Annotated in this window: 22 protein-coding genes and 2 pseudogenes; 9 read left to right on the top strand and 15 right to left on the bottom strand. The window is 64.6% G+C overall.

Annotated features, from left to right (window positions below):
• Positions 1 to 3: 3 nt before the first annotated feature.
• On the bottom strand, positions 4 to 1,275 hold the full coding sequence (locus OKW43_RS11605; protein ID WP_429447489.1) for an NAD(P)/FAD-dependent oxidoreductase: 1,272 nt from the start codon (positions 1,273 to 1,275) through the stop codon (positions 4 to 6).
• A gap of 453 nt (positions 1,276 to 1,728) precedes the next feature.
• On the opposite strand from OKW43_RS11605, the gene OKW43_RS11600 reads away from it, so the two are divergent.
• A complete protein-coding gene (locus OKW43_RS11600) occupies positions 1,729 to 1,938 on the top strand; it encodes a DUF1059 domain-containing protein (protein WP_187636041.1) in 210 nt (69 codons plus the stop codon).
• Between the two features lie 40 nt (positions 1,939 to 1,978).
• Here OKW43_RS11600 and OKW43_RS11595 read toward each other — a convergent pair whose 3' ends face one another.
• Positions 1,979 to 2,299: a DNA-binding protein gene (locus OKW43_RS11595; protein WP_429447487.1), complete on the bottom strand. Its 321-nt coding sequence runs from the start codon at positions 2,297 to 2,299 to the stop codon at positions 1,979 to 1,981.
• A 388-nt stretch (positions 2,300 to 2,687) separates the two neighbouring features.
• On the opposite strand from OKW43_RS11595, the gene OKW43_RS11590 reads away from it, so the two are divergent.
• Complete coding sequence (locus OKW43_RS11590) at positions 2,688 to 3,530, top strand: class I SAM-dependent methyltransferase (protein WP_429447485.1); 843 nt, start codon at positions 2,688 to 2,690, stop codon at positions 3,528 to 3,530.
• A gap of 8 nt (positions 3,531 to 3,538) precedes the next feature.
• Here the strand turns inward: OKW43_RS11590 and OKW43_RS11585 are convergent, their stop codons facing one another.
• Both OKW43_RS11585 and OKW43_RS11580 read right to left on the bottom strand, forming a co-directional pair.
• On the bottom strand, positions 3,539 to 4,093 hold the full coding sequence (locus tag OKW43_RS11585) for a DUF1415 domain-containing protein (protein ID WP_429447483.1): 555 nt from the start codon (positions 4,091 to 4,093) through the stop codon (positions 3,539 to 3,541).
• A gap of 58 nt (positions 4,094 to 4,151) precedes the next feature.
• Complete coding sequence (locus OKW43_RS11580) at positions 4,152 to 4,799, bottom strand: TetR/AcrR family transcriptional regulator (RefSeq protein ID WP_187636038.1); 648 nt, start codon at positions 4,797 to 4,799, stop codon at positions 4,152 to 4,154.
• A gap of 164 nt (positions 4,800 to 4,963) precedes the next feature.
• On the opposite strand from OKW43_RS11580, the gene OKW43_RS11575 reads away from it, so the two are divergent.
• Both OKW43_RS11575 and OKW43_RS11570 read left to right on the top strand, forming a co-directional pair.
• Positions 4,964 to 6,247 (top strand): MFS transporter, encoded by a 1,284-nt coding sequence (locus OKW43_RS11575; RefSeq protein WP_429447481.1) that lies wholly within the window; start codon positions 4,964 to 4,966, stop codon positions 6,245 to 6,247.
• Between the two features lie 191 nt (positions 6,248 to 6,438).
• Complete coding sequence (locus OKW43_RS11570) at positions 6,439 to 7,032, top strand: nitroreductase family protein (RefSeq protein ID WP_187636037.1); 594 nt, start codon at positions 6,439 to 6,441, stop codon at positions 7,030 to 7,032.
• A 99-nt stretch (positions 7,033 to 7,131) separates the two neighbouring features.
• Here the strand turns inward: OKW43_RS11570 and OKW43_RS11565 are convergent, their stop codons facing one another.
• On the bottom strand, positions 7,132 to 8,625 hold the full coding sequence (locus OKW43_RS11565) for an MFS transporter (protein ID WP_187636036.1): 1,494 nt from the start codon (positions 8,623 to 8,625) through the stop codon (positions 7,132 to 7,134).
• 187 nt (positions 8,626 to 8,812) lie between these two features.
• On the opposite strand from OKW43_RS11565, the gene OKW43_RS11560 reads away from it, so the two are divergent.
• A complete protein-coding gene (locus OKW43_RS11560; RefSeq protein ID WP_187636035.1) occupies positions 8,813 to 10,063 on the top strand; it encodes an Hsp70 family protein in 1,251 nt (416 codons plus the stop codon).
• 134 nt (positions 10,064 to 10,197) lie between these two features.
• Here the strand turns inward: OKW43_RS11560 and OKW43_RS11555 are convergent, their stop codons facing one another.
• Entirely contained in the window at positions 10,198 to 10,401 is a 204-nt protein-coding gene (locus OKW43_RS11555; protein ID WP_007180251.1) for a cold-shock protein, read from the bottom strand.
• Between the two features lie 428 nt (positions 10,402 to 10,829).
• On the opposite strand from OKW43_RS11555, the pseudogene OKW43_RS11550 reads away from it, so the two are divergent.
• Positions 10,830 to 12,425: pseudogene (locus tag OKW43_RS11550) on the top strand (APC family permease).
• A 113-nt stretch (positions 12,426 to 12,538) separates the two neighbouring features.
• Here the strand turns inward: OKW43_RS11550 and OKW43_RS11545 are convergent.
• The 7 genes and pseudogenes from OKW43_RS11545 to OKW43_RS11515 form a co-directional block, all read right to left on the bottom strand.
• On the bottom strand, positions 12,539 to 13,324 hold the full coding sequence (locus tag OKW43_RS11545) for a DODA-type extradiol aromatic ring-opening family dioxygenase (RefSeq protein WP_429447478.1): 786 nt from the start codon (positions 13,322 to 13,324) through the stop codon (positions 12,539 to 12,541).
• A gap of 133 nt (positions 13,325 to 13,457) precedes the next feature.
• Complete coding sequence (locus OKW43_RS11540) at positions 13,458 to 14,060, bottom strand: UbiX family flavin prenyltransferase (protein ID WP_187636033.1); 603 nt, start codon at positions 14,058 to 14,060, stop codon at positions 13,458 to 13,460.
• Between the two features lie 40 nt (positions 14,061 to 14,100).
• The gene (gene grxD, locus OKW43_RS11535) at positions 14,101 to 14,412 is read right to left on the bottom strand and encodes a Grx4 family monothiol glutaredoxin (protein ID WP_187636032.1); all 312 of its coding nucleotides are present in this window, start codon (positions 14,410 to 14,412) and stop codon (positions 14,101 to 14,103) included.
• Between the two features lie 112 nt (positions 14,413 to 14,524).
• Entirely contained in the window at positions 14,525 to 15,412 is an 888-nt protein-coding gene (gene prmC / locus OKW43_RS11530; RefSeq protein WP_429447475.1) for a peptide chain release factor N(5)-glutamine methyltransferase, read from the bottom strand.
• Positions 15,413 to 15,421: 9 nt separating this feature from the next.
• Positions 15,422 to 16,504: a peptide chain release factor 1 gene (gene prfA / locus OKW43_RS11525; protein ID WP_187636030.1), complete on the bottom strand. Its 1,083-nt coding sequence runs from the start codon at positions 16,502 to 16,504 to the stop codon at positions 15,422 to 15,424.
• A gap of 119 nt (positions 16,505 to 16,623) precedes the next feature.
• A pseudogene (gene hemA / locus OKW43_RS11520) lies at positions 16,624 to 17,911 on the bottom strand (glutamyl-tRNA reductase).
• 78 nt (positions 17,912 to 17,989) lie between these two features.
• A complete protein-coding gene (locus tag OKW43_RS11515; protein WP_187636028.1) occupies positions 17,990 to 18,700 on the bottom strand; it encodes a response regulator transcription factor in 711 nt (236 codons plus the stop codon).
• Positions 18,701 to 18,930: 230 nt separating this feature from the next.
• Here OKW43_RS11515 and OKW43_RS11510 point away from each other — a divergent pair, with 230 nt between their 5' ends.
• Genes OKW43_RS11510 through OKW43_RS11500 form a run of 3 tightly spaced genes read left to right on the top strand, consistent with a single transcriptional unit; the run spans position 18,931 to position 21,700 of the window.
• Positions 18,931 to 19,209: a hypothetical protein gene (locus tag OKW43_RS11510; protein ID WP_429447473.1), complete on the top strand. Its 279-nt coding sequence runs from the start codon at positions 18,931 to 18,933 to the stop codon at positions 19,207 to 19,209.
• An 18-nt stretch (positions 19,210 to 19,227) separates the two neighbouring features.
• Positions 19,228 to 21,042 carry an aminopeptidase P family protein gene (locus OKW43_RS11505; protein WP_429447471.1) on the top strand — a complete coding sequence of 605 codons (1,815 nt, stop codon included), beginning with the start codon at positions 19,228 to 19,230 and terminating at the stop codon, positions 21,040 to 21,042.
• A gap of 34 nt (positions 21,043 to 21,076) precedes the next feature.
• A complete protein-coding gene (locus OKW43_RS11500; RefSeq protein WP_187636025.1) occupies positions 21,077 to 21,700 on the top strand; it encodes an HAD family hydrolase in 624 nt (207 codons plus the stop codon).
• Between the two features lie 8 nt (positions 21,701 to 21,708).
• On the opposite strand, the gene OKW43_RS11495 is transcribed toward OKW43_RS11500, so the two are convergent.
• Together OKW43_RS11495 and ettA are read right to left on the bottom strand one after the other, a co-directional pair.
• Positions 21,709 to 22,833, bottom strand: a complete 1,125-nt coding sequence (locus tag OKW43_RS11495) for a DUF748 domain-containing protein (protein ID WP_429447469.1) — start codon at positions 22,831 to 22,833, stop codon at positions 21,709 to 21,711.
• A gap of 201 nt (positions 22,834 to 23,034) precedes the next feature.
• Entirely contained in the window at positions 23,035 to 24,699 is a 1,665-nt protein-coding gene (gene ettA / locus OKW43_RS11490; protein ID WP_429447467.1) for an energy-dependent translational throttle protein EttA, read from the bottom strand.
• Positions 24,700 to 24,879 lie beyond the last annotated feature (180 nt).

Here is a 24,879-nt window from a genome sequence, read left to right as displayed (position 1 = left end):
GCGTCACGCCGACGCGCCGCGCGCTTCCAGATACGTGCATGCGCCCTGGCCAGCCACCAGCCCGCTGGCAAAACAGGCAGTCAGCAGATAACCGCCGGTCGGCGCTTCCCAGTCCAGCATTTCGCCCGCGCAGAATACGCCCGGCATCCGGTCGATCATCAGATGCGCGTCCAGTGCCTCGAACGGGATCCCGCCCGCCGTGCTGATCGCTTCGTCGATCGGTCGCGTGCGCAGGAGCCGCACCGGCAGCGCTTTGATCGCGTGAGCGAGGCCGCGCGCATCAGCGAATGCTTCCTTCGACAGAATCTCGTGCAATAGCGCAAGCTTGACCCCGCCGATCCCGATTCGCCCATGCAGATGACTCGCGATCGAGCGCGAGCCGCGCGGCCGCGTCACTTCCTCGACGACCCGCTCGAGCGTCAAGCCCGGCGCGAGATCCAGCGCGATCGTGACCTCGCCCTCGGCGAGAATGCGCTCGCGGATAAGCGCCGACAACGCGTAAATCAGGCTCCCTTCGAGGCCCGTTTCGGTCAAAAGTATTTCACCTTGTCGATCGTGGACTTTTTCGTCTACACCGGTCAGCGAAATCGCGACGGGCTTGATCGGCTGACCGGCGAAACGCTCGCGCAGATATGGGCTCCAGTCCGCGTCGAAGCCGCAGTTCGCGGGACGCAGCGGCACCACCGGGACGTCGCGCGACATCATCAGCGACACCCACGCGGCGTCGGAGCCGAGACGCGGCCAGCTGGCGCCGCCGAGTGCGAACACGACCGCGTCGCAGCTCACCGTTTGTTCACCGGCGGGCGTGTCGAAGCGCAGCACCTGCGCGGCGTCGTCTCCGGGCATTGACGCCCAGCCGCTCCACTTGTGACGCATATGGAATTGCACGCCCGTTTCGCGCAGCCGATGCAGCCACGCACGCAGCATCGGCGCGGCCTTCATGTCGGACGGGAACACGCGCCCCGAACTGCCAACGAATGTCTCGACGCCCAACTCATGCAGCCATGCGCGCAGTGCGTCGGGACCGAACGCGTCGAGCCATGGCGCGATGTGCGCGCGGCGCGCGCCGTAGCGTGCGAGAAACGGCTCGAGGGGTTCCGAATGCGTGATGTTCATGCCGCCTTTGCCCGCCATCAGGAATTTGCGACCAACCGACGGCATCGCGTCATACACGTGGACCCGCACGCCGCGCCGGGCAAGCGTTTCGGCGGCCATCAGGCCGGCGGGGCCGCCGCCGATCACGGCGACGCGAGCGGAATCGAGCGAGGATGGCATGCGGTTCAGCGGATCAGGGGGGGAAATTGGCGGTGCGCCGCGGCCAGCGAGCGGACGGGCGACGCGAAGGGCGCTATTGTCACACCGCGCGCGGTGCGCGGCAAACGCCGTCGCAGGCTACCGAACATTGCAGAACACTGCCCGGTGCAGGCAAGCAGGCGGCTATTCAGCCAGGCAGCGACGCTCGGCCGCCCCGGGCCGGAAACACTGGATTCAGTCTTTCCCCCGGCCGTTGCGCATCGCGTTCACCGCTTGGCTCGCGCGGCACGCGACCTATACTTTTCAAACCCCTTCCATCGGGCGCCGTTCGCGTCGTTGCTCGCGTCAATCCCCGATCACGTCATTTCCGACGCAGCCGCTGCGGCGCGCTTCACTGCCGCGCGCCGACAGCCGACGCACCTCGCGTGTTGAATCGGTGGAAGGGTCCATCTTGTCTGGTTCAAGGAGGTTGCCATGACCCGCAAATATATCGACTGTCGCGAGTTTCCGAGCGAAACGAACTGCACTGTCGCGCTGTCCGCCGACAGCGACAGCGAACTGCTCGAAGCCGCGGTCCAGCATGCCGTCAGCGTTCACCAGCACGCGGATTCGCCGGAGCTGCGCGCGCAGCTCAAGACGCTATTTCACGAAGGAACACCGCCCGTCGAGGCGCCGCGCGCTTGAGACGAGCGTGGAGGGGGAGTGCGGAAGCCCGCGTCGCGCGCTAACCCGGATAGGCTTCGTCGACCTTCAGCCCGGCGAGCTTGAAGATCACCCGTAGCGTCTGCGGCTTGATGTCGCGTCGCGACGCGAGTGTCGTCATCACGAAGTCGAGCACCTTGGCGTATTTGAGCATCGTCAGGCAGGTTTCGAGATCGACGTTGCCGTCGCGCATGACTTCGGCGAGCCGCAGCATTTCCGTGGAGATATCGCGTGCCATCTCGAGTTCGAGTTGCTGCTTCTCCGACCATGCCGACGCGGCGGTGAGCTTCGCCAGCATTTCCTGAAACTTCTGCTCGACATTTCCGTTGGGTACCGTATCCATTGCCGCCTCTTCTGTGATCATCCGAGCGCGCGAGCGGTGGCTACGCCGGCTCGCTGCTGGTTCCGTAACGTTCGGCCCGCTCCCGGGACCGCTCTCCCCACATCCTCCGGCCCGCGTGTCCGAATCGCACGGCCGGACAGCGTCCTGTTTTCGGCAACACGGCTTGCATCTGCAGGCTCAGCCGGCGCGTAAGCTCTTTTCAGCCATTATCGAGACACTTTCGCGCACCGCCTTTCGAGCAGGAAATGTTCCCAGCGGACTGCCCGTCCCGCGTGTTCCGCGCGGCGTGCTCGCTGGGAGTGCGGCACTTTGGGTAAACTGGCAGCAACTCTTCTCTTTTTCCGTCATCTGTCGCACGTTCGCACGGCAATTGATGGCGGCCCACACGATGTCCGGCAAAACCCACGAAATCCGTCCCAACCAGTCCGTCGAACTGCTCAAAGAGCTCCACATCCTCACGCGCGACGGCAAGATGAATCAGGACAGCCGTCGCAAGCTGAAGCAGGTCTACCATCTGTTCCAGTTCATCGAGCCGCTGCTCGAGGACCTGAAGGCACAGCAGGGGTCGCTGACGCTCGTCGATCACGGCGCGGGCAAGTCATACCTCGGTTTTATCCTGTACGACCTGTTTTTCAAGGAGTTTCAGGACACCGCAGGTGGGCCTTCGCACATTTACGGCATTGAAACGCGCGAAGAGCTGGTGACGAAGTCCGAAGAGCTGGCGGCGCGGCTCGGCTTCAGCGGGATGTCGTTTCTGAATCTGTCGGTGGCGGAGTCGATCACGTCGACGCGCCTGCCCGCCGAAATCGACATCGTGACCGCGCTGCACGCGTGCAATACCGCCACCGACGACGCGATTCGCTTCGCGCTCGAAAAGCACGCGAAGTACATCGTCGTCGTGCCTTGCTGCCAGGCCGAGGTGGCCGGCGTGCTGCGCCAGAACAAAGGCCGGGCGCTGAAGAGCGCGCTGACGGAAATCTGGCGTCACCCGCTGCACACGCGCGAATTCGGCAGCCAGATCACGAACGTGCTGCGCTGCCTGCAGCTCGAAGCGCATGGCTATCAGGTCAGTGTGACCGAACTGGTCGGCTGGGAACACTCGATGAAAAACGAGCTGATCATCGCGCAGTACAAGGATTTGCCGCGGCGCCGGCCGGCCGAGCGGCTCGGCGAAGTGCTGGACACCCTCGGACTCGATGCGCTGAAGGAGCGGTTCTTCGTGCTGGGCTGAGGCGCGACTCAGCGCTTCATCAACGCATCCCAGCCGGCGACGCCAATGCGCCGCAGCGTTTCCTGATTGCGCTCGTAAATCTGCTGCGCGTCGGGAAAGGCCTGCACCGCCCGCGCGATGCTGTCCTCGCGCAGCAGATGCAGGATCGGATAGGGCGCCCGATTCGTGTAGTTTTCGATATCGTCGGGCTCGCTGTCTTCGAACTGGTAATGCGGATGAAAGCTCGCGATCTGGATGACGCCTTCGAGCCGCAGCTGCTGGATCAGCCGGTCGGCAAAGAACAGGCAATCGTTGAAGTCGAGAAATTCGCCGAACGCGCGCGGCAGGATCAGCAGCGTCGTGTCGATGGCGGCGGGGTCGGCAGCGGCGAGCGTCTGCAGTTCGCCTTCCAGATCGGTCAGCACCGCTTCGAGTGTGTCAGCTTCGGTGACCGCGTAGCGGATCTGCCCCTTCACATGCACGGCCTTCGCGAACGGACACAGGTTCAGGCCGATTACGGCCTCGGTCAGCCAATGACGGGTCGCGGCGATCACGGCATCATGGGATTCGGCGGGTAACGGCATGGCGGACGGACGCGGCGGGGAAAAGGGCAATTTTAATGGACCCGGCTGACGGATTGGCTCAGCGTGCCCGCGTCTGCCCGCAAGCGGCCGCGATCAACTGCGCGGCGACTTTCGGCGCGGCGAGGATCGGCCCGCAGCCCGGCCCATAAGTCTGGCTCGCCGCGTACACGCCCTCGATCAGCAGCCCGAGCGCATCGGCGAGCGCTTGCGGATCACCGGCGCCGGCCGCCGTCGACAGTTCGAGCAGGCGCGCCATCAAGCGCTGCTTGTTGCGGAACACGAATTGCCGCGCCGGATGCGCGGTATCGGAAAACTCCACCGACACGTTCACGAACGGGCAACCGCGGTAATCGTCGACCGAGGCACGCACCGCGAGATCGTCGAAGTACTGCTGAAGCTGCTTCGCCGGCTCGCCCGGATGCTTCGCGAAACTCTTCTCGACGTAGCGGAAGAACTGCTCGTCCTTCTGCTCCAGATACGCCATCACGAGCTCGTCCTTCGACGAAAACTGCCGGTACAGGCTCATTTTGTTCACGCCCGCGCGTTCGACCACCGCATCGACGCCGACCGTACGCACGCCCTCGCGATAGAACAACTCGCTGGCCGCGCGCAGCAGATGCTGCTGCGCCTGCGGCCCGGCGGTCTGCGCGCCGCGCGCGCGCCGGGCGCGAGTAGGCGCGGGCTTGAGAGTTTCGCTGTCGGACATGGCAAGTCACCCGAATGAAATTGCTACCTTGATTGCTACCTTGACATGTTACCGACCAGTAACTAACATCGCAACACCATTGTGACCGATCTGTCACAAGTCATTCACCGACGCCGTAATCACACGAACGACGCCGCCATCCGGGCGCGTCGATGGGAGAACCGATGAACTGGGCTGCGCGACTGATAGGCGGACGATTCCACTACGGCTGGTTGACCGTCGCCGTGGTGTTCCTGGTTTTGCTCGCGGCGGCGGGTACGCGCGCGACACCGAGCGTGATGATGGTGCCGCTCGAGCACCAATTCGGCTGGAGCCGCGCGACGATCTCGCTCGCGATCTCCGTGAACATCGCACTGTACGGGTTGATGGGGCCGTTCGCGGCCGCCGCGATGCAGCGCTTCGGCGTGCGTCCGACGCTGCTCGCCGCGCTCGGCACGATGGCCGCGGGCGTCGCGCTGTCATCGCTGATGACGCATCCGTGGCAGATGGTGACGATCTGGGGCGTGATGGTCGGCGGCTCGACCGGGGTGGCGGCGCTGTCGCTGTCGGCGACCGTCGTGACGCGCTGGTTCACCACCCGCCGGGGTCTCGTAATGGGTATCCTGACTGCCAGCTCGGCGACCGGCCAACTGGTGTTCCTGCCGCTGCTCGCGGCCATCGCCGAGCATTACGGCTGGCGCCAGGTTGTGTGGGTCGTGGCGCTCGCGGCGGGCGTCGTGATTCCGCTCGTCGCGTTCCTGCTGCCCGAGCATCCGGCCAGCATGCAACTGCGCCCGTACGGTGAACCCCACGACGCGCCCATCACCACGACCGTCACGAAGCAGAACCCGCTTGCAATCGCGTTCGGCACGCTCGCGTCGGCGAGCAAAACGCGCGACTTCTGGCTGCTGTTCTTCAGCTTCTTCATCTGCGGCGCGAGCACCAATGGCTATGTCGGCACCCATCTGATCGCGATGTGCGGCGACTACGGGATGACGGAAGTGCAGGGCGCGTCGCTGCTCGCGGCGATGGGCGTATTCGACCTGTTCGGCACGACGATGTCGGGCTGGCTGTCGGACCGCTTCAATAGCCGCGTGCTGCTGTTCTGGTACTACGGGCTGCGCGGCCTGTCGTTGATGTATCTGCCGCATGCGTTCGGCATCGACTTTTTCGGGCTGCCGCTATTCGCGGTGTTCTACGGCCTCGACTGGATCGCCACCGTGCCGCCGACCGTGCGTCTCGCCACCGACGTCTACGGCAAGGAGTCGGCCCCGATCGTGTTCGGCTGGGTGGTGGCGGGACACCAGCTCGGCGCGGCATTCGCGGCGCTCGGCGCGGGCATGCTGCGCGCAAGCCTTGGCACTTACACGGTTGCGTCGATGATTTCCGGCGGCTTGTGTCTCCTCGCCGCGGTGATCGTGCTGCGCATCAACCGCCCGGCCAAAGTGCCGACGCCACAGGCAATCTGACGGGCCTTCGCGAGCCGCGCGGATTCACCGTCCCCGAAGCGACGACGCACGGCCCCGAAGCGGACCGTGCGCGTTTTGCTGCCAGCGCGCATAGCGTCGCGCGGCAACTTGGAGCGCGCACCGAAAGCCCGTTATCCTATGTGGCCTTGGGCAGCCGCCCAGCGATGATGAATTTCTACCGAGAGAAGCGCATGGCCAACAAACCCGCCTCAACCGAAGTTGCCATTCACGAGCTGATTGCAGGTCGCTGGAGCCCACGTGCGTATTCGAGCGAGCCGGTGAGCCGCGATCAGTTGCGCGTCGTGCTCGAAGCGGCGCGCTGGGCACCGTCTTCGTATAACGCGCAGCCCTGGCGTTTTGTCGTCTTCGATCGCAGCGTCGACGAAATCGCGTTCAAGAAGGCTTTTGCCACGCTGGTGCCGTTCAACCAGGGCTGGAACGCGCCCGCGCCGGTGCTGATCGCGGTGACCGCGCACACGCTGACCAACAAGGGCGACGTGAACCGCTGCGCGTTCTACGACGCGGGCGCGGCGGCGATGTCACTGGTGCTGCAGGCGCACGCGCTGGGTCTCGCCGCGCATCAGATGAGTGGCTTCGACGTCAACGCGTTCCGCACCACGTTCGAGTTGCCGAAGGACGTCGAACCGATCGCGATGATCTCGCTCGGCCATTACGGCGACGTCGACAAACTGGACCCGGTTCTGCGCGAACGCGAGAAGGCGCCGCGTCAACGCGCGGCGTTCGCGGATATCGCGTACGGCGGCGGCTGGAAGAAAGCGTTCTGAACGACGGCTTCGCGTCGCTCGCCGCCTGAGTTCCGCGCAGCGAAAAAGCACTCGACGAGCGACGAAGCAGTCAAGCACGCGGCATGGTCCGCGCGTTTTTCATTCGGCGCGGTCTGCGCCGTTCTCATCGTCCGCCACGCTCGACAGCGGCGCCGCCACGTGTTCGAGCGGCCTGCGCTCCGCGTCGACACCCCAGATCGCCGCGACGAGCGCCGCCGCGAGCATCAACGCCGACCCGACCAGATAGCCCGAAAACACCGCGCTGCGCTGATGCGTATCGATCAGCCGACCGAAAAACGCCGGCCCGATGATGCCGCCGAGCGCGGTGCCGAACGCATAGAAAACCGCGATCGCGAGCGCGCGGATTTCGAGCGGAAACGATTCGCTCACGGTCAGATAGGCGGAACTCGCGGCCGCCGACGCGAAGAAGAAAATCACCATCCAGGCGACCGTCTGCGTGACGACGGTGAGCAATTGCTGCTCGAACAGATAGCCGGACAGCGTCAGCAGGATCGCCGACATCGCGTACGTCGCGGCGATCATCTTGCGTCGGCCGATCACATCGAATAGCCGCCCGAGCACCAGCGGTCCCAGGAAATTGCCGAGCGCGAAGGGCAGCAGATACCATCCGATGTCACCACCGGGCACGTGATAAAAGTCCGTGAGGACGAGCGCGTAGGTGAAAAAGATCGCGTTGTAAAAGAATGCCTGCGCGGTCATCAACGTCAGACCGACCAGCGCGCGGCGTCGGTGCAGGTTGAATAGCGCGTGGAATACCTCGCGCAACGGCGTATGGTTGCGTGCCCGCAGGCGCAGCCGTGTGAGGGCGTGGTCGGCGAGCGCGTGGCCGGCGTCGCGAAAACGCGTCTCGATCCCCTCGACGATCGTGCGCGCGTCGCGCTCGTCGCCATGCGTGAGCAGCCAGCGCGGGCTTTCGGGTAACCAGATGCGCATCGGCAGAATTGCTAGCGCGAGCACGGCGCCGATGAAAAAGCACGCGCGCCAGCCCCAGTCGGCCGGCAGCAGATGCGGATCGAGCAGCACCAGAGAGCCCGCCGCGCCGATCCCCGCGCCGACCCAGAAGGTGCCGTTGATGCCGAGGTCGGTCCAGCCGCGCACGCGCGCCGGCGTAAATTCCTGGATCGTCGAGTTGATCGCCGTGTATTCGCCGCCGATACCCGCGCCGGTCAGAAAGCGAAACAGCATGAAGCTCATCAGATTCCACGACAACGCGGTCGCTGCGGTCGCGGCCAGATAGAGCGTCAGCGTGATGAAAAACAGCTTGCGGCGGCCAAGCCGATCGGTCAACCAACCGAAACCGAGCGCTCCGAGCACCGCGCCGGCAATGTATGCGCTGCCCGCGAGGCCGACGTCGGCATTTGAAAAGCGCAGCGCCGGGCTCGTTTTGAGCGCGCTCGCGACCGCGCCCGCGAGCGTCACTTCGAGCCCGTCGAGCAGCCACGTCACGCCGAGCGCGACGACGATCAGCGTATGAAAGCGGCCCCACGGCAGGCGGTCTAATCGCGACGGCAGATCGGTTTCGATCAGCGTGGCGTGGCGGTCATCGACGGCGGCAGTGGGCGGCACGCTCATGGCGCGAACTCTCCTCGATGGCGAAATGGGGCGGCATATTCGGTCGGACGCAGCAAGATCCATTCCGCGGCATCATTTCAAACGATCTGACGGCCATTCCGCCAGCTTCAGTTGATGCTGTCGGAGTTTTCGTGATACAAAGCCGCTCCCCTTCTGTGCGCGCCAGCCGTGAGCGGCCATTCCTGCCATGAACTATTGCGCGATTGACTTCGGTACTTCCAATTCGGCCGTCGCTGTTCCGACCGGCCCGCAGCTGAAGCTGGCGCCGGTCGAGGGCGCGTACACGACGCTGCCCACCGCGGTCTTCTTCAATACCGACGAAAACACCAGCGAATTCGGCCGCGCGGCGCTCGCCGCCTACATCGACGGCTTCGACGGCCGGCTGATGCGCTCGATGAAAAGCATTCTCGGCTCGCCGCTCGCCGAGAATACAACCGATCTCGGCGACGGCAGTGCGATCAAGTACACCGATGTGATCGCGACTTTCCTGGCTCACCTGAAGCGCGCGGCCGAGGCGAGCGTCGGTGGCGCGATCGACCGCGCGGTGCTCGGCCGACCGGTCTTCTTCGTCGACGACGACCCGCGCGCCGACCAGATGGCGCAGCATCAGCTCGAAGCCGCTGCGCGCACGGTCGGCTTGCGCGACATCCACTTTCAGTATGAGCCGATCGCGGCAGCGTTCGACTACGAATCACATCTGAGCGCCGAGGGGCTGGTGCTCGTCGCGGACATTGGCGGCGGTACGTCGGACTTTTCGCTCGTACGTGTGGGGCCCGACCGGACGAAGCGCGTCGAGCGCAAGGACGACGTGCTCGCGCACCACGGTGTGCACGTCGCGGGCACGGACTTCGACCGCCGCGTCGAACTCGTGACGATTCTGCGCGAGCTCGGCTACCAGTCGCTCGATCCGCAAGGGCGCGAAATCCCGAACCGGATCTATTTCGATCTCGCAACCTGGCACCTGATCAACACCGTCTACACGCCGAAGCGCGTCAGCGAACTCGCGCTAATGCGGCACCTTTTCACGGAAACGAAGCACCACGACCGGCTGATGCGCGTAGTGGAGCAGCGTTTCGGGCACGCGCTCGCCGCGCATGCGGAAGAGGCGAAGATCGGGGTGGCGGCGGGCGGCGAGACCGTGATCGATCTCGAGGAGGTGGAAGAGGATCTGCGTCTCGCGTTCGACGAAGCGCAACTCGTCAAGGCCGGCGAGGAAGAAACGCGACGTATCGTGCAGGCTGCGCGCGACACGGTGCAGGCGGCGGGTGTCGCGCCGCGCGACGTCGACGCCATCTATTTCACCGGCGGCTCGACCGGCCTCGCGTTTCTGTCGGGCGCGCTGGCCGCGGCGTTTCCGGACGCGAAAGCGGTATTCGGCGATCGTCTCGCGAGCGTGGCGACCGGCCTGGGTATTCATGCGCGGCGCGTGTTCCGATAATCGCGAATATTCAGCAGATAATCCGCCGCGAATTGCGAACACGCGATTTTAATCGGCCGATTTGAATTGGACGCCGGAAATAAAAAACCCCGCCGAGGCGGGGTTTTTTTTGCGTCCAGAAGGAAGCGCGGAGCTTACACCGGCTTGATGTTAGCCGCTTGCTTGCCCTTCGGGCCCGTCTTCACTTCAAACGTGACCTTCTGGTTTTCTTGCAGCGTCTTGAAGCCTTCCGTGCGAATTTCCGAGAAATGCGCGAACAGATCTTCACCGCCGCCGTCAGGAGTGATGAAGCCAAAGCCCTTAGCGTCGTTGAACCACTTGACGGTACCGGTTTCCATATTACTTTTTCCTAAAGATGGTGAATAAGGCCGAAGCCCGGGGGTGCATGAAAATCAAGGAAGGGGGTAATGGGACCAACCGGAGTACCGTTGATGGGCGAACTACGAAAGAACCACTTCACTCGCCGCTTGAAATCCTGCCCGAACGTTATACGGCGAATTGAGACAAAGGTCAACTGTCTGCCGAAACTTTGCCAGACGGATGCAAAGATTCCTTACAAAGCTTGCGCACCAGTCTAACCTTTTGCTAGGGAGAACCCTTAGTCGGGCCGCAGTTCCGCTGCAGCAACGTGGTGCAACCGTTAAACTACGCGCCGCGCGTCGGTTGCACCTATTGCGCATCTGGACGCGCTCACATGCACGTCACCGTCCCCACCGCCACGAGCGATGTCACGCGGTGCCGACATGGTTCTGATTTAGGAGAAGACGTGAAAAGTTCTATACAACGGGACATCGGGCCATTCGCGCTGATGCTGACCGGTCTGGGTTCGATTATCGGATCGGGTTGGCTGTTCGGCGCGTGGAAGGCTGCAAAAATTGCCGGTCCCGCCGCGATTTGTGCATGGATCATCGGGGCGGTCGTGATTCTCGCGATCGCGCTGACCTACGCGGAGCTCGGCGCGATGTTTCCGGAATCTGGCGGGATGGTGCGCTATGCGCGCTACTCGCACGGCGCGCTGGTCGGCTTCATCAGCGCATGGGCCAACTAGATCGCGATCGTGTCGGTGATCCCGATCGAGGCCGAAGCATCGATTCAATACATGAGTACGTGGCCCTATCCCTGGGCGCATGCGCTCTTTGTCGGCGGCTCATTGACCACGAACGGCCTGCTGTTGTCCGCAGGGCTCGTAATCATCTACTTCCTGCTCAACTATTGGGGAGTGAAGTTGTTCGCGCGCGCCAACTCGGCGATCACGATCTTCAAGTTCCTGATTCCCGGCGCAACAATTCTCGGTCTGATGCTGACGGGCTTTCACAAGGAAAACTTCGGCCAGGTGAATACGTTCGCGCCCTATGGCTGGTCGTCGGTGCTCACGGCGGTGGCGACGAGCGGCATCGTGTTCGCGTTCAACGGCTTCCAGAGCCCGATCAACCTTGCTGGTGAAGCGCGCAATCCGGCCAAGAGCGTGCCGTTCGCGGTGATCGGCTCGATCCTGCTCGCGCTCGTGATCTATGTGCTGCTGCAGATCGCATATATCGGCGCCGTGAACCCGGCCGAAGTGATGCAGGGCTGGGGCCACTTCAGCTTCGCTTCGCCGTTCGCGGAACTGGCGATCGCGCTGAACCTGAACTGGCTGGCGATCCTACTGTACGTGGATGCGTTCGTGAGCCCGAGCGGCACCAGTACGACCTATATGGCGACCACGACGCGGATGATTTACGCGATGGAGCGCAACAACACGATGCCGAAGATTTTCGGCCAGGTGCATCCGTTCTACGGCGTGCCGCGTCCGGCAATGTGGTTCAACCTGATCGTGTCGTTCATCTTCCTGTTCTTCTTCCGCGGCTGGAGTTCGCTCGCGGCGGTGATCTCGGTCGCAACCGTGATTTCGTACCTGACCGGTCCTATCAGCCTGATGGCACTGCGCCGCGCGGCAACCGATCTCGAGCGCCCGCTGCACATTGCTGGTATGAAGGTGATCGCGCCGTTCGCGTTCGTCTGCGCGTCGCTGATCCTGTACTGGGCGAAGTGGCCGCTGACCGGCGAAATCATTCTGCTGATGATCGTCGCGCTGCCGGTGTACTTCTACTTCCAGGCGAAGTCGGGCTTCGAGGGTTGGGGCCGTGACCTGAAGGCCGCGTGGTGGCTGGTCGCGTATCTGCCGATCATGGCGCTCCTTTCGCTGATCGGCAGCAAGGAATTCGGCGGCGTCGGCATCCTGCCGTACGGCTGGGACATGCTCGTCGTAATCGCCTTCTCGCTGGTGTTCTACTTCTGGGGCGTGAACAGCGGCTATCGATCGGAGTATCTGGATGAGCGGATCGTGCACGACGAAGTGCTCGAAGGCATCGGCGCGCACTGAGCGCCGAAACCGACGGATCCGCTCGACGCGGGTCTTTCGCGTTAGACAAAAGCCCGCCTGATCGATGATCAGGGGGGCTTTTTGTTGGCCTTTGTGCGCGACCCTGCGCCGGATCAGGCCGTGCCGAACACGTAGTTCGTCATCGCGAGCGAACGCTGGTAGGTGCCCAGCGACTGGATCGCGAGCGAATAGTCGTCGTCGGCGGCGCCGAGTGCGGCGAACACCGGCAACAGATGCTCGTCGGTCGGGTGCATCAGCACCGCATGCGGCGCCTGCCGGCGATAGTCGAGCAGCGCGTCGATATCGCGCGCGACGAGCTTGTCCTCGAACCAGTCGGTGAATTCGCTCACGCGCGGATCGGCGTCTTCCGGGCGCGCGGAGAAATCGGCGACGCGCAGATTGTGCGTGATCTGGCCGGAGCCGATCACCATCACGCCTTCGTCTTTCAACGCGCGCAGTGCCCGGCCGAGGCGGAAATGATGCGCGGCGTCCTGGTGCGGCTGGATCGACAGTTGCGCGATCGGCACGTCCGCTTGCGGGAACATCAGCAGCATCGGCACCCATGCGCCGTGGTCGAGTCCGTGCGGCTGCACGTCCGCGGCGATGCCGCTCGCGCCGAGCAGCGCGGCGGCGCGGCGCGCGACGTCGGGCGCGCCCGGCGCAGGGTATTGGATTTCATACAGCTGGCGCGGAAAACCGTAAAAATCGTGGATGGTTTCAGGCGCCGTCGCGATGCTCGCGAGCGGCCGCGCGGTGCCCCAGTGCGCCGACAACATCAGGATGGCTTCGGGACGCGGAAATTGCTTGCCGAGCGCGCCGAACTCGGCGGACGGCATCGATGGATCGATCGGCAGCGTAGGTGCGCCGTGGGACAGAAAAAGCGAAGGTAGGCGGTTCATGACGGCGACGCGGCCGTGGAGACACGGCACGAAAAATTGGGTTGCTACCAATATAGGTCCGCACGCTCGCTTGATAAATGGGTTGGAGCGGAATTGATTGTGTCGCGGATGTTGTTAATACGCGCGATCGGGTTCACTCCTGCGCGCCTCGTAATCCTTGCCACGCGGGCGACAGGGCCGGCCCCAGCGCAAAAAGATCGAGAACGCGCGCGACCGTGTGATCGACCATCTCGTCGATCGAAGCAGGCTGGTTGTAGAACGCGGGCAGTGGCGGGAAAATCACACCGCCCATTTCCGTGACGGCCGTCATATTGCGCAGATGCGCGAGGTTGAACGGCGTTTCGCGCACCAGCAGCACGAGGCGGCGGCGCTCCTTCAGTGTGACGTCGGCGGCCCGGGTGATCAGGTTGTCGGCGAAACCGTGCGCGATGCTCGCGAGCGTTTTCATCGAGCAGGGCGCGACGATCATGCCGTCGGTCGCGAACGAGCCCGACGCGATGCTCGCGCCGACGTCGCGCAGTGAATGGACGACATCCGCAAGCGGATGCACGTCTTCCTTGCCCAACTGGAGTTCGTGCTGGATGTTGAGCCAACCCGCGCTCGAGATCAGCAGGTGACTCTCGACGCCGCCCAGCCGGCGCAGCGTCTCGAGTAGCCGGATGCCGTAGATGGCGCCGGTGGCGCCGGTGATCGCGATGATCAGCCGGCGGGGCGCCGCGGTGCGTGCTTGCTGCATGGCTTGCGGCGCCTGATGAAGCGAACGGAGCGGAGAACGCTCAGGCCGCGGCGAACAGCTGCTGCAACTCGCCCGATTCGTACATCTCCATCATGATGTCCGAGCCGCCGACGAATTCGCCCTTCACGTACAGTTGCGGAATGGTCGGCCAGTTCGAGAACTCCTTGATGCCCTGACGGATTTCGTCGTCTTCGAGCACGTTGACGGTCTTGATTTCACCGACGCCGCACGCCTTCAGAATCTGGATGGCGCGGCCGGAAAAACCGCACATCGGGAACTGAGCCGTGCCCTTCATGAAGAGAACGACGTGGTTGCCGTCGACGATTTGCTTGATGCGTTGTTGCGTATCCATGACTGACCTTGCGGTTCCGATAAAGGAAGGGAATAGGCTGAAATGATAGCGGATTTCGCTACGGGCGGCCGCAGCCGCGTCGCGCCTGGGGTTTTAGCCGCGACGACCGCGCTCAGGCCCCGGCGCCGCGCAGCACGCCACCGCTGATCCGCACGATGCCGGCGAGATCGCGCTCGGAGCGGACCCCGGCAAAACCGCGCGCGCCCAGCAACACGCGCACGGCTTCAGCCTGGTCGTAGCCATGTTCGATCCATAGCGCGCCGTCGTCGGCGAGACGCTCGGGCGCACCGGCAACGATCGCGCGGATCGCGCTGAGGCCGTCGGCTTCGTCGGTGAGCGCGCCGCGCGGCTCGAAGCGCAGATCGCCTTCGCCCAGATGCGGGTCGCCGCTCGCAATATAGGGCGGATTGCTGACGATCGCATCGAAGCGCAGCGCGGCGTCGAGTGAGCCGTACCAGTCGCTATGCAGGAAAGCGACGGCGCCGCCCGGGCGCTTCGCGCTGAGAAGGCGCGCGCCGTTGCGCGCGGCGACCGCAAGCGCGTCCGTCGATCGGTCGAGCGCCCAGACTTGCGCGTCGGGCCGCATCGACGCAATCGCCACCGCGATTGCGCCGGTTCCGGTGCCGAGATCGAGCACACGCGGACGCGGCCGGTGTTCGATCGCCGCGAGCACGGTCTCCACCAGCAACTCCGTTTCGGGGCGCGGGATCAGCACCTGCGGCGTGACCTCGAACTCGAGCCCGAAAAATTCGCGCGCACCGACGAGCTGCGCGACCGGCTCCCCGACCACGCGCCGCGCCTCGAGCGCGCGATAACGCTCGACGCTCGCCCGCTCGAGCGGCTCCTCGCCGCGCGTGATCAGCTGCGTGCGCCGCCAGCCGAGCACATGCGTGAGCAGAATCCGCACTTCGAGCGGCGGCAGCGGCGATGCGCGCAACAGCGCGTCGGCCGTGGCGGGCAAAGCGGTGGGATCGAGCGGAGCCGGGGAGGTGTCGATCATTGTCGGGCGTCAGTCCGCGTCGCCGAGGGAGGCCAGCAACTCGGCCTGATGCTCGCTGACGAGCGCCGCGATCAGTTCTTCGAGATCGCCGTCCATGATCGCGTCGAGGCGATACAGCGTCAGGTTGATGCGGTGATCGGTGAGCCGCCCCTGCGGGAAGTTGTAGGTGCGGATGCGCTCGGAGCGATCGCCCGAGCCGATCAGATTCTTGCGCGTCGCCGCTTCCTTCGCCTGCTGCTCGTGCGCCTGCTTGTCCTTGATGCGCGCGGCGAGCACCTTCAGTGCGCGATCCTTGTTCTTGTGCTGCGAGCGGTCGTCCTGACATTCGACGACGATGCCCGTCGACAAGTGTGTGACGCGCACCGCCGAGTCGGTCTTGTTGATGTGCTGACCGCCCGCGCCCGACGCGCGGAACGTGTCGATACGCAGATCGGCCGGATTGATCTCGACTTCGCCGATGTCGTCCGCTTCCGGCATCACCGCGACCGTGCACGCCGATGTATGGATGCGGCCCTGCGTTTCGGTGGCCGGCACGCGCTGCACGCGATGGCCGCCCGACTCGAATTTCAGCTTCGAATACGCCGCGTCGCCGGCGATCCGCACGATGACTTCGCGATAGCCGCCAAGATCCGATTCGCTCGCCGACATCATCTCGACCTGCCAGCGATTGCGTTCGGCATAGCGCAGATACATGCGCAGCAGATCGCCCGCGAACAGCGCGGATTCGTCGCCGCCGGTGCCCGCGCGGATTTCGAGGAAGATGTTGCGGTCGTCGTTCGGGTCTTTCGGCAGCAGCATTTTCTGCAGATCGACGCCGAGCGTCTCCATGCGATCCCGCGCCGCGCGGATCTCCTCTTCGGCGAAATCACGCATCGACGCGTCGGCGAGCAGTTCCTGCGCGGTGGCCGCGTCGTTCCGCGCCTGGCGCCAAAGCCCGTACTGCTCGACGACGGGGCCGAGCTCCGCGTGTTCGCGCGTGAGCTTGCGGTACTGGTCGAGGTTGGCGGTGATGTCCTCGCGGCTCAACAGGTCGTTCAGTTCGGCCAGCCGGGTGGTCAACTGGTCGAGCTTGCGTTGCATGCTCGTTTTCATCGGGCGGGTAGCGGAGCGGACTCCGGAAGGATGCGGCCAGGGGAACGGGCGAATGCCCGGGGCGGAAGAACGTCGCGAGCCACGGTGGTGGCGCGCGGGGTGCGGCGAGCACAACGCCGCTAACGCTCGGAGGAGCCGGGGTGTTTGTAGAAGCCGCTCATCAGCTCGATCAGCTTGTCGCGGTTGTCGCTGCTCGCGCGATTCAACGCGTGCGTGGGACCATGGATCAGCTTGTTGGTGAGCGATTGCGACAGTGCTTCGAGCACCGCGGCCGGATCGTCGCCGCGCGCGAGCATTTTCTGCGCACGTTCGACCTCTGCGCGGCGCAGCGTATCAGCCTGCGTGTGCATGTGGCGGATCACCGGCACGATGCTGCGCGCGTCGAGCCACTGCATGAAGTTCTGCACCCGCGTTTCGATGATTGCTTCGGCCTGCGCGACCGCGGCCTGGCGCGACGCATTGCCTTCGCGGACGATTGCGCCGAGGTCGTCGACGGTGTACAGGAATACGTCTTCGAGCTGGCCGGCTTCGGGCTCGATGTCGCGCGGCACCGCGAGGTCGACCATGAAAATCGGCCGGTGACGGCGCGCCTTGACCGCGCGCTCGACCGCGCCAAGACCGATGATCGGCAATGTGGACGCCGTGCACGACACGATGATGTCGAATTCGTGCATTCGAGCGGGTAGCTCGGAGAGCGGAATGGCGCGGCCGTTGAAGCGCTCGGCGAGCCGCGTGCCGCGTTCGGCGGTGCGGTTCGCGACGATGAGTTCACGCGGGAACTGCGCGGCGAAATGCGTCGCGCAAAGCTCGATCATTTCGCCAGCACCGATGAACAGCACCCGCTGATTCGCGATCTTGTCGAAAATGCGTTGGGCGAGGCGTACCGCAGCAGCGGCCATCGACACCGACTGCGCGCCGATTTCGGTCGTGCTGCGCACTTCTTTCGCGACGGCGAAGGTGCGCTGGAATAGCTGGTTCAGATAGGTGCCGAGGGCGCCGGCTTCGGAAGCAGTGCGCACCGCGTCCTTCATTTGTCCGACGATCTGCGTTTCGCCGAGCACCATCGAATCGAGCCCCGACGCGACGCGGAACGCATGCCGCACCGCTTCGGACTGCGGCAGCGCGTAGACATGCGGTGCGAGTTCGTCGATGGGCAGATTATGGTACTTCGACAGCCACTGGACCGAAGCTTCTCGTGCGGCGAGGTCGTCGGTCGCGCAGTAGAGTTCAGTGCGGTTGCAGGTGGACAGAATTGCCGCTTCCGGTGCATTGGGGGCCACACGGCCCAGCCAGATGCCTTTGAACGTATCCCAGCGCGGGCTTGATTTGTTCGAGCGGAAACGCCACGCGTTCGCGCAGGGCGACAGGCGCAGTGTGATGGTTGATTCCGATCGTTAGAAGCTGCATTTGGGGGGCTATCGTTCAGTTCTATATTATAGCGTTTCCACGATTATCACATCCTGCCCGCCATATATCCCGCATGCGTCAGATCGCGCCTGTCAGGGTCTCCGGCGGAATCGCGTCGAGCTGGTAACCGTAACCATAGACCGGCGTCAGCGTGTAGCCAAGCTCCGGGCGCAGTTGCAGCTTGCTGCGCACGCGCGACGCGTGGGTGTCGATGGTGCGCGACTTTACGTCGCGACGGCACGCCCACACGGTTTCGAGAATATGCGCGCGCGACACCGGCCGCGCGAGATTGTTGAACAGCACCAGCGCGAGGCGGAATTCCTTCGGCGTCAGGATCACGGTCAGGTCGCGGAAGGTTACGGCGAAATGCGCCGCATCGAACGTATAGCCGCCGATCACGTCGCGCCGCCGGTTAGGCGGCCGCCGCAGGCCCGCGCGGCGCTGCAGCGCCTCGACGCGTGCGAGCATTTCGGGGCCGCGCACTGGCTTGCTCAGGCAGTCGTCGGCGCCGGCGTGCAGCGCGGCGACGATCTGGCATTCACGCGGCGCCGCAATCAGCATCATGACAGGCAGGCCCGGCAAAATGGAGCGCGCGCGTGGGATCACGTCTTCGGCGCAATGGTCGCCGGCCCAGCTTTCGGTGATCAGCAGGTCGAAGAATTCGTCGGTGGCGCGCTGCAGGAAGGTGGCGCTGGTGGTGAAGTGCTGGCACACGTGGCCGCCGGCGAAAATCAGCCGGTCAACCAGTTTGGCGTGGTGCACGTCGGGTTCGATAAGGGCGATGCGCATGGGCGCGGCGTCAGCCTGGCAACGGGCGGAGCGTGAGGCGTTTTCGTCAGACTTGCAACTTGCCTAAGCACACCCCGACCCCTAAACTCAACCGCTATGCGGAAAGCGCCGTGCTGAACTTGTATAGTTGAGGAGGCAAAAATGCTAGCGTTGGCGGCTCCTTTCGCCTATGAGACGAATCCGAAATTGATTTTGCCGTGTTTGAGCGCCCAGTCTGGAGTCCACGCCTGATGGGTTGGCCAGGCATTCTCGTACTCGGCGCGGTGATCGGCCTCGCGGGCTGGTGGCTGCATCCGCAGCGGCGGGCGAGCTGCGCCCGCTGGTGGGCGGCGCTGTTGGCCGGCGTGTTCGGCGCGAGCGTCGCGCGGATGGCCGGCAATGTGACAGGTCTTTTCCATGACGGTGACATGCTCGAATGGCCGGTATGCACCGCCGTCGCGCTCATCGCCGTCGCCGTGACGGTCGGCCTCTTTTCGCGTCAATCAACGCGCCGGTCGATCCGTCGATGAATCCTCGCAGGTAATCCCATGAACGCCCGACTTCCCGAAACCTCCTCCATTCCCGAGCGCCTCGCGAGCCTGCGCGCCGCGATGGCGCGCGAAGGCATCGCCGCTTACCTCGTGCCGTCGGCGGATCCGCATCTGTCCGAGTATCTGCCCGGGCGCTGGCAAGGCCGCCAGTGGCTGTCAGGCTTCACCGGCTCGGCCGGCACGCTGATCGTGACCGCCGATTTCGCCGGCGTCTGGACCGACAGCCGCTACTGGGAGCAGGCGAGCGCGCAGCTCACCGGCAGCGGTGTCCAGCTGATGAAGATGATGGGCGGCCAGCAGACCACACCGCATTTCGAATGGCTCGCGCAGCACGTCGCGAGCGGCGGCATCGTCGGTGTGGACGGCGCGGTGCTAGGCGTTGCGGCCGCGCGCGTGTTGAGCGCCGCACTGAACGCGCGCGGCGTGCAGCTGCGTACCGACGTCGACCTGTTCGACGCGATCTGGGCGCAGCGTCCCGCGCTCCCCGCCGACCCCGTCTTCGAGCACATCGCGCCGCAAGCGGGCGTCGCGCGCGCGGACAAGCTCGCGCAGGTGCGTCGCGCGATGGCCGACAAAGGCGCGCAATGGCACTTCATCTCGACGCTCGACGACCTCGCCTGGCTGCTGAACCTGCGCGGCGCCGACGTCAGCTACAACCCGGTGTTCGTCGCGCACGCGCTGATCGGCGTGGAGAGCGTGTCGCTCTTTATCGCGGACGGCAAGGTGTCGGCGGCGCTCGCCGAAGTGCTCGCACGCGACGGCATCAGCGTCGAGCCGTACGCGAAAGCCGCCGAGGCGCTCGCCGCGCTGCCGGCCGGCAGCACGTTGCTGATCGATCCGCGTCGCATCACGTACGGCTTGCTGGAGGCGGTGCCGTCGGCGGTCAAGGTGGTCGAGGCGGTCAATCCGTCCACCTTCCTCAAGTCGTGCAAGACCGCCGCCGACGTCGCGCACGTGCGCGGGACGATGGAGCAGGACGGCGCGGCGCTCGCCGAATTCTTCGCGTGGTTCGAAAGCGCGCTGGGCCGCGAGCGCATCACCGAGCTGACGATCGACGAACGTTTGACGGCCGCCCGCGCGCGCCGTCCCGGCTTCGTGTCGCTGAGCTTCGCGACGATTGCGGGCTTCAACGCGAACGGCGCAATGCCGCACTATCGCGCGACCGACGAGTCGCATGCGGTGATCGAAGGCAACGGCCTGCTGCTGATCGATTCGGGCGGCCAGTACCTGAGCGGCACGACCGACATCACGCGCGTCGTGCCGGTCGGCACGCCGAGCAACGAACAGCGCCGCGATTTCACCGTCGTGCTGAAGGGCATGATCGCGCTGTCATGCGCGCAATTTCCGCGCGGCATCCGCTCGCCGATGCTCGACGCGATCGCGCGCGCGCCGATCTGGCAGGCCGGCGCCGACTATGGCCACGGCACCGGTCACGGGGTCGGCTACTTCCTGAACGTGCACGAGGGCCCGCAGGTGATCTCGCACTACGCGCCGGCCGAACCGTGGACCGCGATGGAGGAGGGCATGATCACGTCGAACGAGCCGGGTCTGTATCGGCCGGGCAAGTGGGGCGTGCGCATCGAAAACCTCGTGCTGAACGTGGCCGCCGAAAAAACCGAATTCGGCGATTTCCTGAAGTTCGAAACGCTGACGCTGTGCCCGATCGACACGCGCTGCATCGAGTTGTCGCTGCTGCGCGACGACGAGCGCGCATGGCTCAACGCCTATCACGAAACGGTGCGCGCGCGCCTCGCGCCGCATGTGTCTGGCGACGCGAAGGCATGGCTCGAACTGCGCACGCAACCCATCTGAGCATAGCGACGACCTGCGAAACGGAGCGTGGTACATGGCGATCAAGGCAGTGGTGTTCGATTTCGGCGGCGTGCTGATCGATTGGAGTCCCGAGTACCTGTACCGCGAGCTGATTCCCGACGAGTTCGAGCGCCGCTGGTTCCTCACGCACGTCTGCTCGATGGACTGGGTGATTCGCCAGGACGGCGGCCAGCCGATTGTCGAAGCCACCGACGAGTTAATCGCACAGTTTCCCGGCCACGAGCCGCTGATCCGCGCGTTCTATGAGCGTTGGCACGAGATGGTGGCGGGCGTGCTCGACGACGGCATCGCGCTGATGGAAAAGCTCGAAGCGGCCGAGGTGCCGCTTTTCGGACTCACCAACTGGTCGGACGAGACTTTCCCGTATGCGTGGCAGCACTATCCGGTGCTGCAGCGGTTTCGGGACATCGTCGTGTCGGGGCGCGTGAAGCTCGTGAAGCCCGACCCGGCGATCTTCGCGGAAATGCATCGGCGTATCGAGTTGCAGATGCCCGGCATCGAGTCGGCCGAACTCGTCTTCATCGACGACAACGCGAAGAACGCCGAAGCCGCGACGGCGCTCGGCTGGCACGGTGTGCATCACACGAGCGCCGCGCAAACGGAAGCAAAGCTGCGCGGGCTGGGCTTGCCGGTTTGAGCTGACCGCTACTGTCCCAACAGATTCTTCAACGCATTGCCGAGACCCTTGACGGTCTCGCCCGCGCCCTTCGCGACGCCTTCGACACTGACCCCCAGCGCCTGCGCAAACCCGGCGCCGATGCGCTTGAAGAGTCCTTCGCGCACCGAGAACTTCGGATCGCGCAGATCGCCGTCGAGCACGAAATGCAGCGTGATGTCGCCGTTGTGCGTACGCAGCGCCGCAACGGCGGCGCGGGTCGGAATCGACATGAACGTCTCCAGCGGATTGTCGGTTTCAGCGAGCTGCAGATTGTGGACGGTCACCGTGCCAGGCGCGCGCAGGTGATAGTTGCGCACCGTCGATTCGATTGTCAGATCGACCGTGCCGCCCGTCACCTGTGCGCGCGTGCCGGCCTTCTTCAGAAGATACGGATCGAGCATCGCGATGTCGACGCCGCGCAGCGTGCTCGTCGTCTGCGAATCGCGGGTGGCAACCTTGATCCAGCCGTCGAACGTCACGGTGCCCGTATGCGCCGGACCCTTCAGCGAGCCGCGAACGCTGACGTTGGTCGGCTCGGCGAGCGACGGCAGACGCAGATTGTCGACGGTCGCGTTCGCGTTGCTGACCGTGACCTTGAACGGCGGCGGCCCGACAGTCATGTCGTAGAAATGGAAGTTACCCTGCTCGAAGCGGATATGGTCGACCCGCTTTTCGCGCGAGATCGGCGGAGCGGTGCCGGTGCCGCCCGGCTGATCGCCGCGGTTCAGCGATTCGCGCAGGTTCGGCAGCAAATTGAGCGCGCCGTCCTTCGTGCGTAGCACGGCCATGTCGAAGCCACGCACGACGACCTCACGGATATGCATACGCCGCGCGATCAGATCGGGCACATCGGGGGTGATCGTGATTTCGTCGGCGCGTAGCGGTTCGCCCGCCGGCCAGCCGGGCGGCGCATTCAGCAGAACGTGGGTGAGGTGAACCGAGGTGAGACCGACATCGATGCGCTCGGCGCTGCCGAGCGGCCCGAGCGCCGCGCTGACGCGATTCTTGACTTCCTGTTGCGCGAATTGCATCGCGCCGATCGCGATCAGAATCAACGCCAATAACGTTGCACCCACGACGACGATCCAGCGCTTGCCCCTCGACATCGCCATGTCTGTCTCCTGTCGACCCGAGTTAGCGCTTCAGCGCTTACTCGGGTCCCATGCAAGGCCGTCACCGCATCGCGCGGCGTGGTGTTGACCGTCTGTCGCGTGCGCGAGACTTTCATGCGCCTCCACCATGCGGCGGATAGCAACGCGCATGCCCCGCGACCCGTCCGGCATTGCGACAGACGGGCCGTCGTCCGCTGCCTGTCAGCGCGAGATCGGCTTGTAGCGCAGGCGCTTCGGCCGCGCGCCTTCCTCGCCGAGACGCGCGCGCTTGTCCGCTTCGTATTCCTGGTAGTTGCCGTCGAAGAACGTGACTTGCGAGTCGCCCTCGAACGCGAGGATATGCGTGGCGATGCGATCGAGGAACCAGCGATCATGCGAGATCACGAGCACGGAACCCGCGAATTCGAGCAGCGCGTCTTCGAGCGCGCGCAGCGTTTCGACGTCGAGGTCGTTCGACGGTTCGTCGAGCAGCAGCACGTTGCCGCCCGCGATCAGGGTCTTCGCCAGATGCAGACGACCGCGCTCGCCGCCGGACAGATTACCGACGATCTTCTGCTGGTCGCCGCCCTTGAAGTTGAAGCGGCCGATATACGTGCGCGACGGCGTTTCGTACCTGCCGACCGTCAGCACGTCCGCGCCGCCCGAGATTTCCTCGAACACGGTCTTGGTGCCTGCGAGCGCCTCACGGCTCTGGTCCACGTAAGCGAGTTTGACGGTCGGGCCCTGCACGATTTCGCCCGAATCGGGTTGTTCGCGACCGGTCAGCATCCGGAACAGCGTCGACTTGCCGGCGCCGTTCGGACCGATGATGCCGACGATCGCACCGGCCGGAATCTTGAAGCTGACGTTATCGAGCAGCAGACGATCGCCGTACGACTTGCTGACGTTCTTGAACTCGATCACTTCGTTGCCGAGGCGGTCGCCGACCGGAATGAAGATTTCCTGCGTTTCGTTGCGCTTCTGGTAGTCCTGGCTGTTCAGTTCCTCGAAGCGGGCAATACGCGCCTTCGACTTCGCCTGGCGTCCCTTCGGATTCTGGCGCACCCACTCCAGCTCCTTCTTGATCGCCTTCTGGCGCGCCGACTCCGACGCTTCTTCCTGCTTCAGGCGCTCTTCCTTCTGATCGAGCCAGCTGCTGTAGTTGCCCTTCCACGGGATGCCGTGGCCGCGGTCGAGTTCGAGAATCCACTCGGCGGCGTTATCGAGGAAGTAGCGATCGTGCGTGACGGCGACCACGGTACCCGGGAAGCGTGTCAGGAACTGCTCGAGCCATTCGACCGATTCCGCGTCGAGGTGGTTGGTCGGCTCGTCGAGCAGCAGCATGTCCGGCTTTTGCAGCAGCAGTTTGCACAGCGCCACGCGGCGCTTTTCGCCCCCCGACAGATGCTCGATCTTCGCGTCCCACGCCGGCAGGCGCAGCGCGTCGGCGGCGATTTCGATCTGCTGCTCGGCGCTGCCGTCGGTCGTTGCGAGAATCGCTTCGTACTTCGCCTGCTCGGCGGCCAGTGCGTCGAAGTCGGCGTCCGGCTCGGCGTAGGCCGCGTAGATTTCGTCGAGCTTCTTCTGCGCGTTGAACACGTCGCCGAGGCCTTCCTCGACCGCTTCACGCACGGTTTTCTGCGGATCGAGTTGCGGCTCCTGCGGCAGATAGCCGATGTTCAGGTTCGGCATCGGCGTCGCCTCGCCTTCGATCTCGGTGTCCACACCGGCCATGATGCGGATCAGTGTCGATTTGCCCGAGCCGTTCAGGCCGAGCAGGCCGATCTTCGCGCCGGGGAAGAACGATAGCGAAATGTCTTTCAGGATCTGGCGCTTGGGCGGCACGATCTTGCCGACCCGGTTCATGGTGAAAACGTATTGGGCCATTTGCTTGCAGTAGACGTTGACGACGCCGGCCGCGTGCGGGCGGGCAGTCGGGGGTGAATGGGTAATCGGTGTGAGGGCCGGACGGAACACCCGGCGCCGGCTGGCGCGGCGTCGGATTCGACGACGCTGCCGCGCCCGGCATATGGTTCAGGTGGCATTGTACTTCGGGGCGGAGGCCGG

Origin of the sequence: Paraburkholderia sp. WC7.3g (genome assembly GCF_050436345.1) — a bacterium.
GTDB classification, from domain to species: domain Bacteria; phylum Pseudomonadota; class Gammaproteobacteria; order Burkholderiales; family Burkholderiaceae; genus Paraburkholderia; species Paraburkholderia podalyriae.
This window is presented reverse-complemented; position numbering and strand designations above follow the sequence as displayed.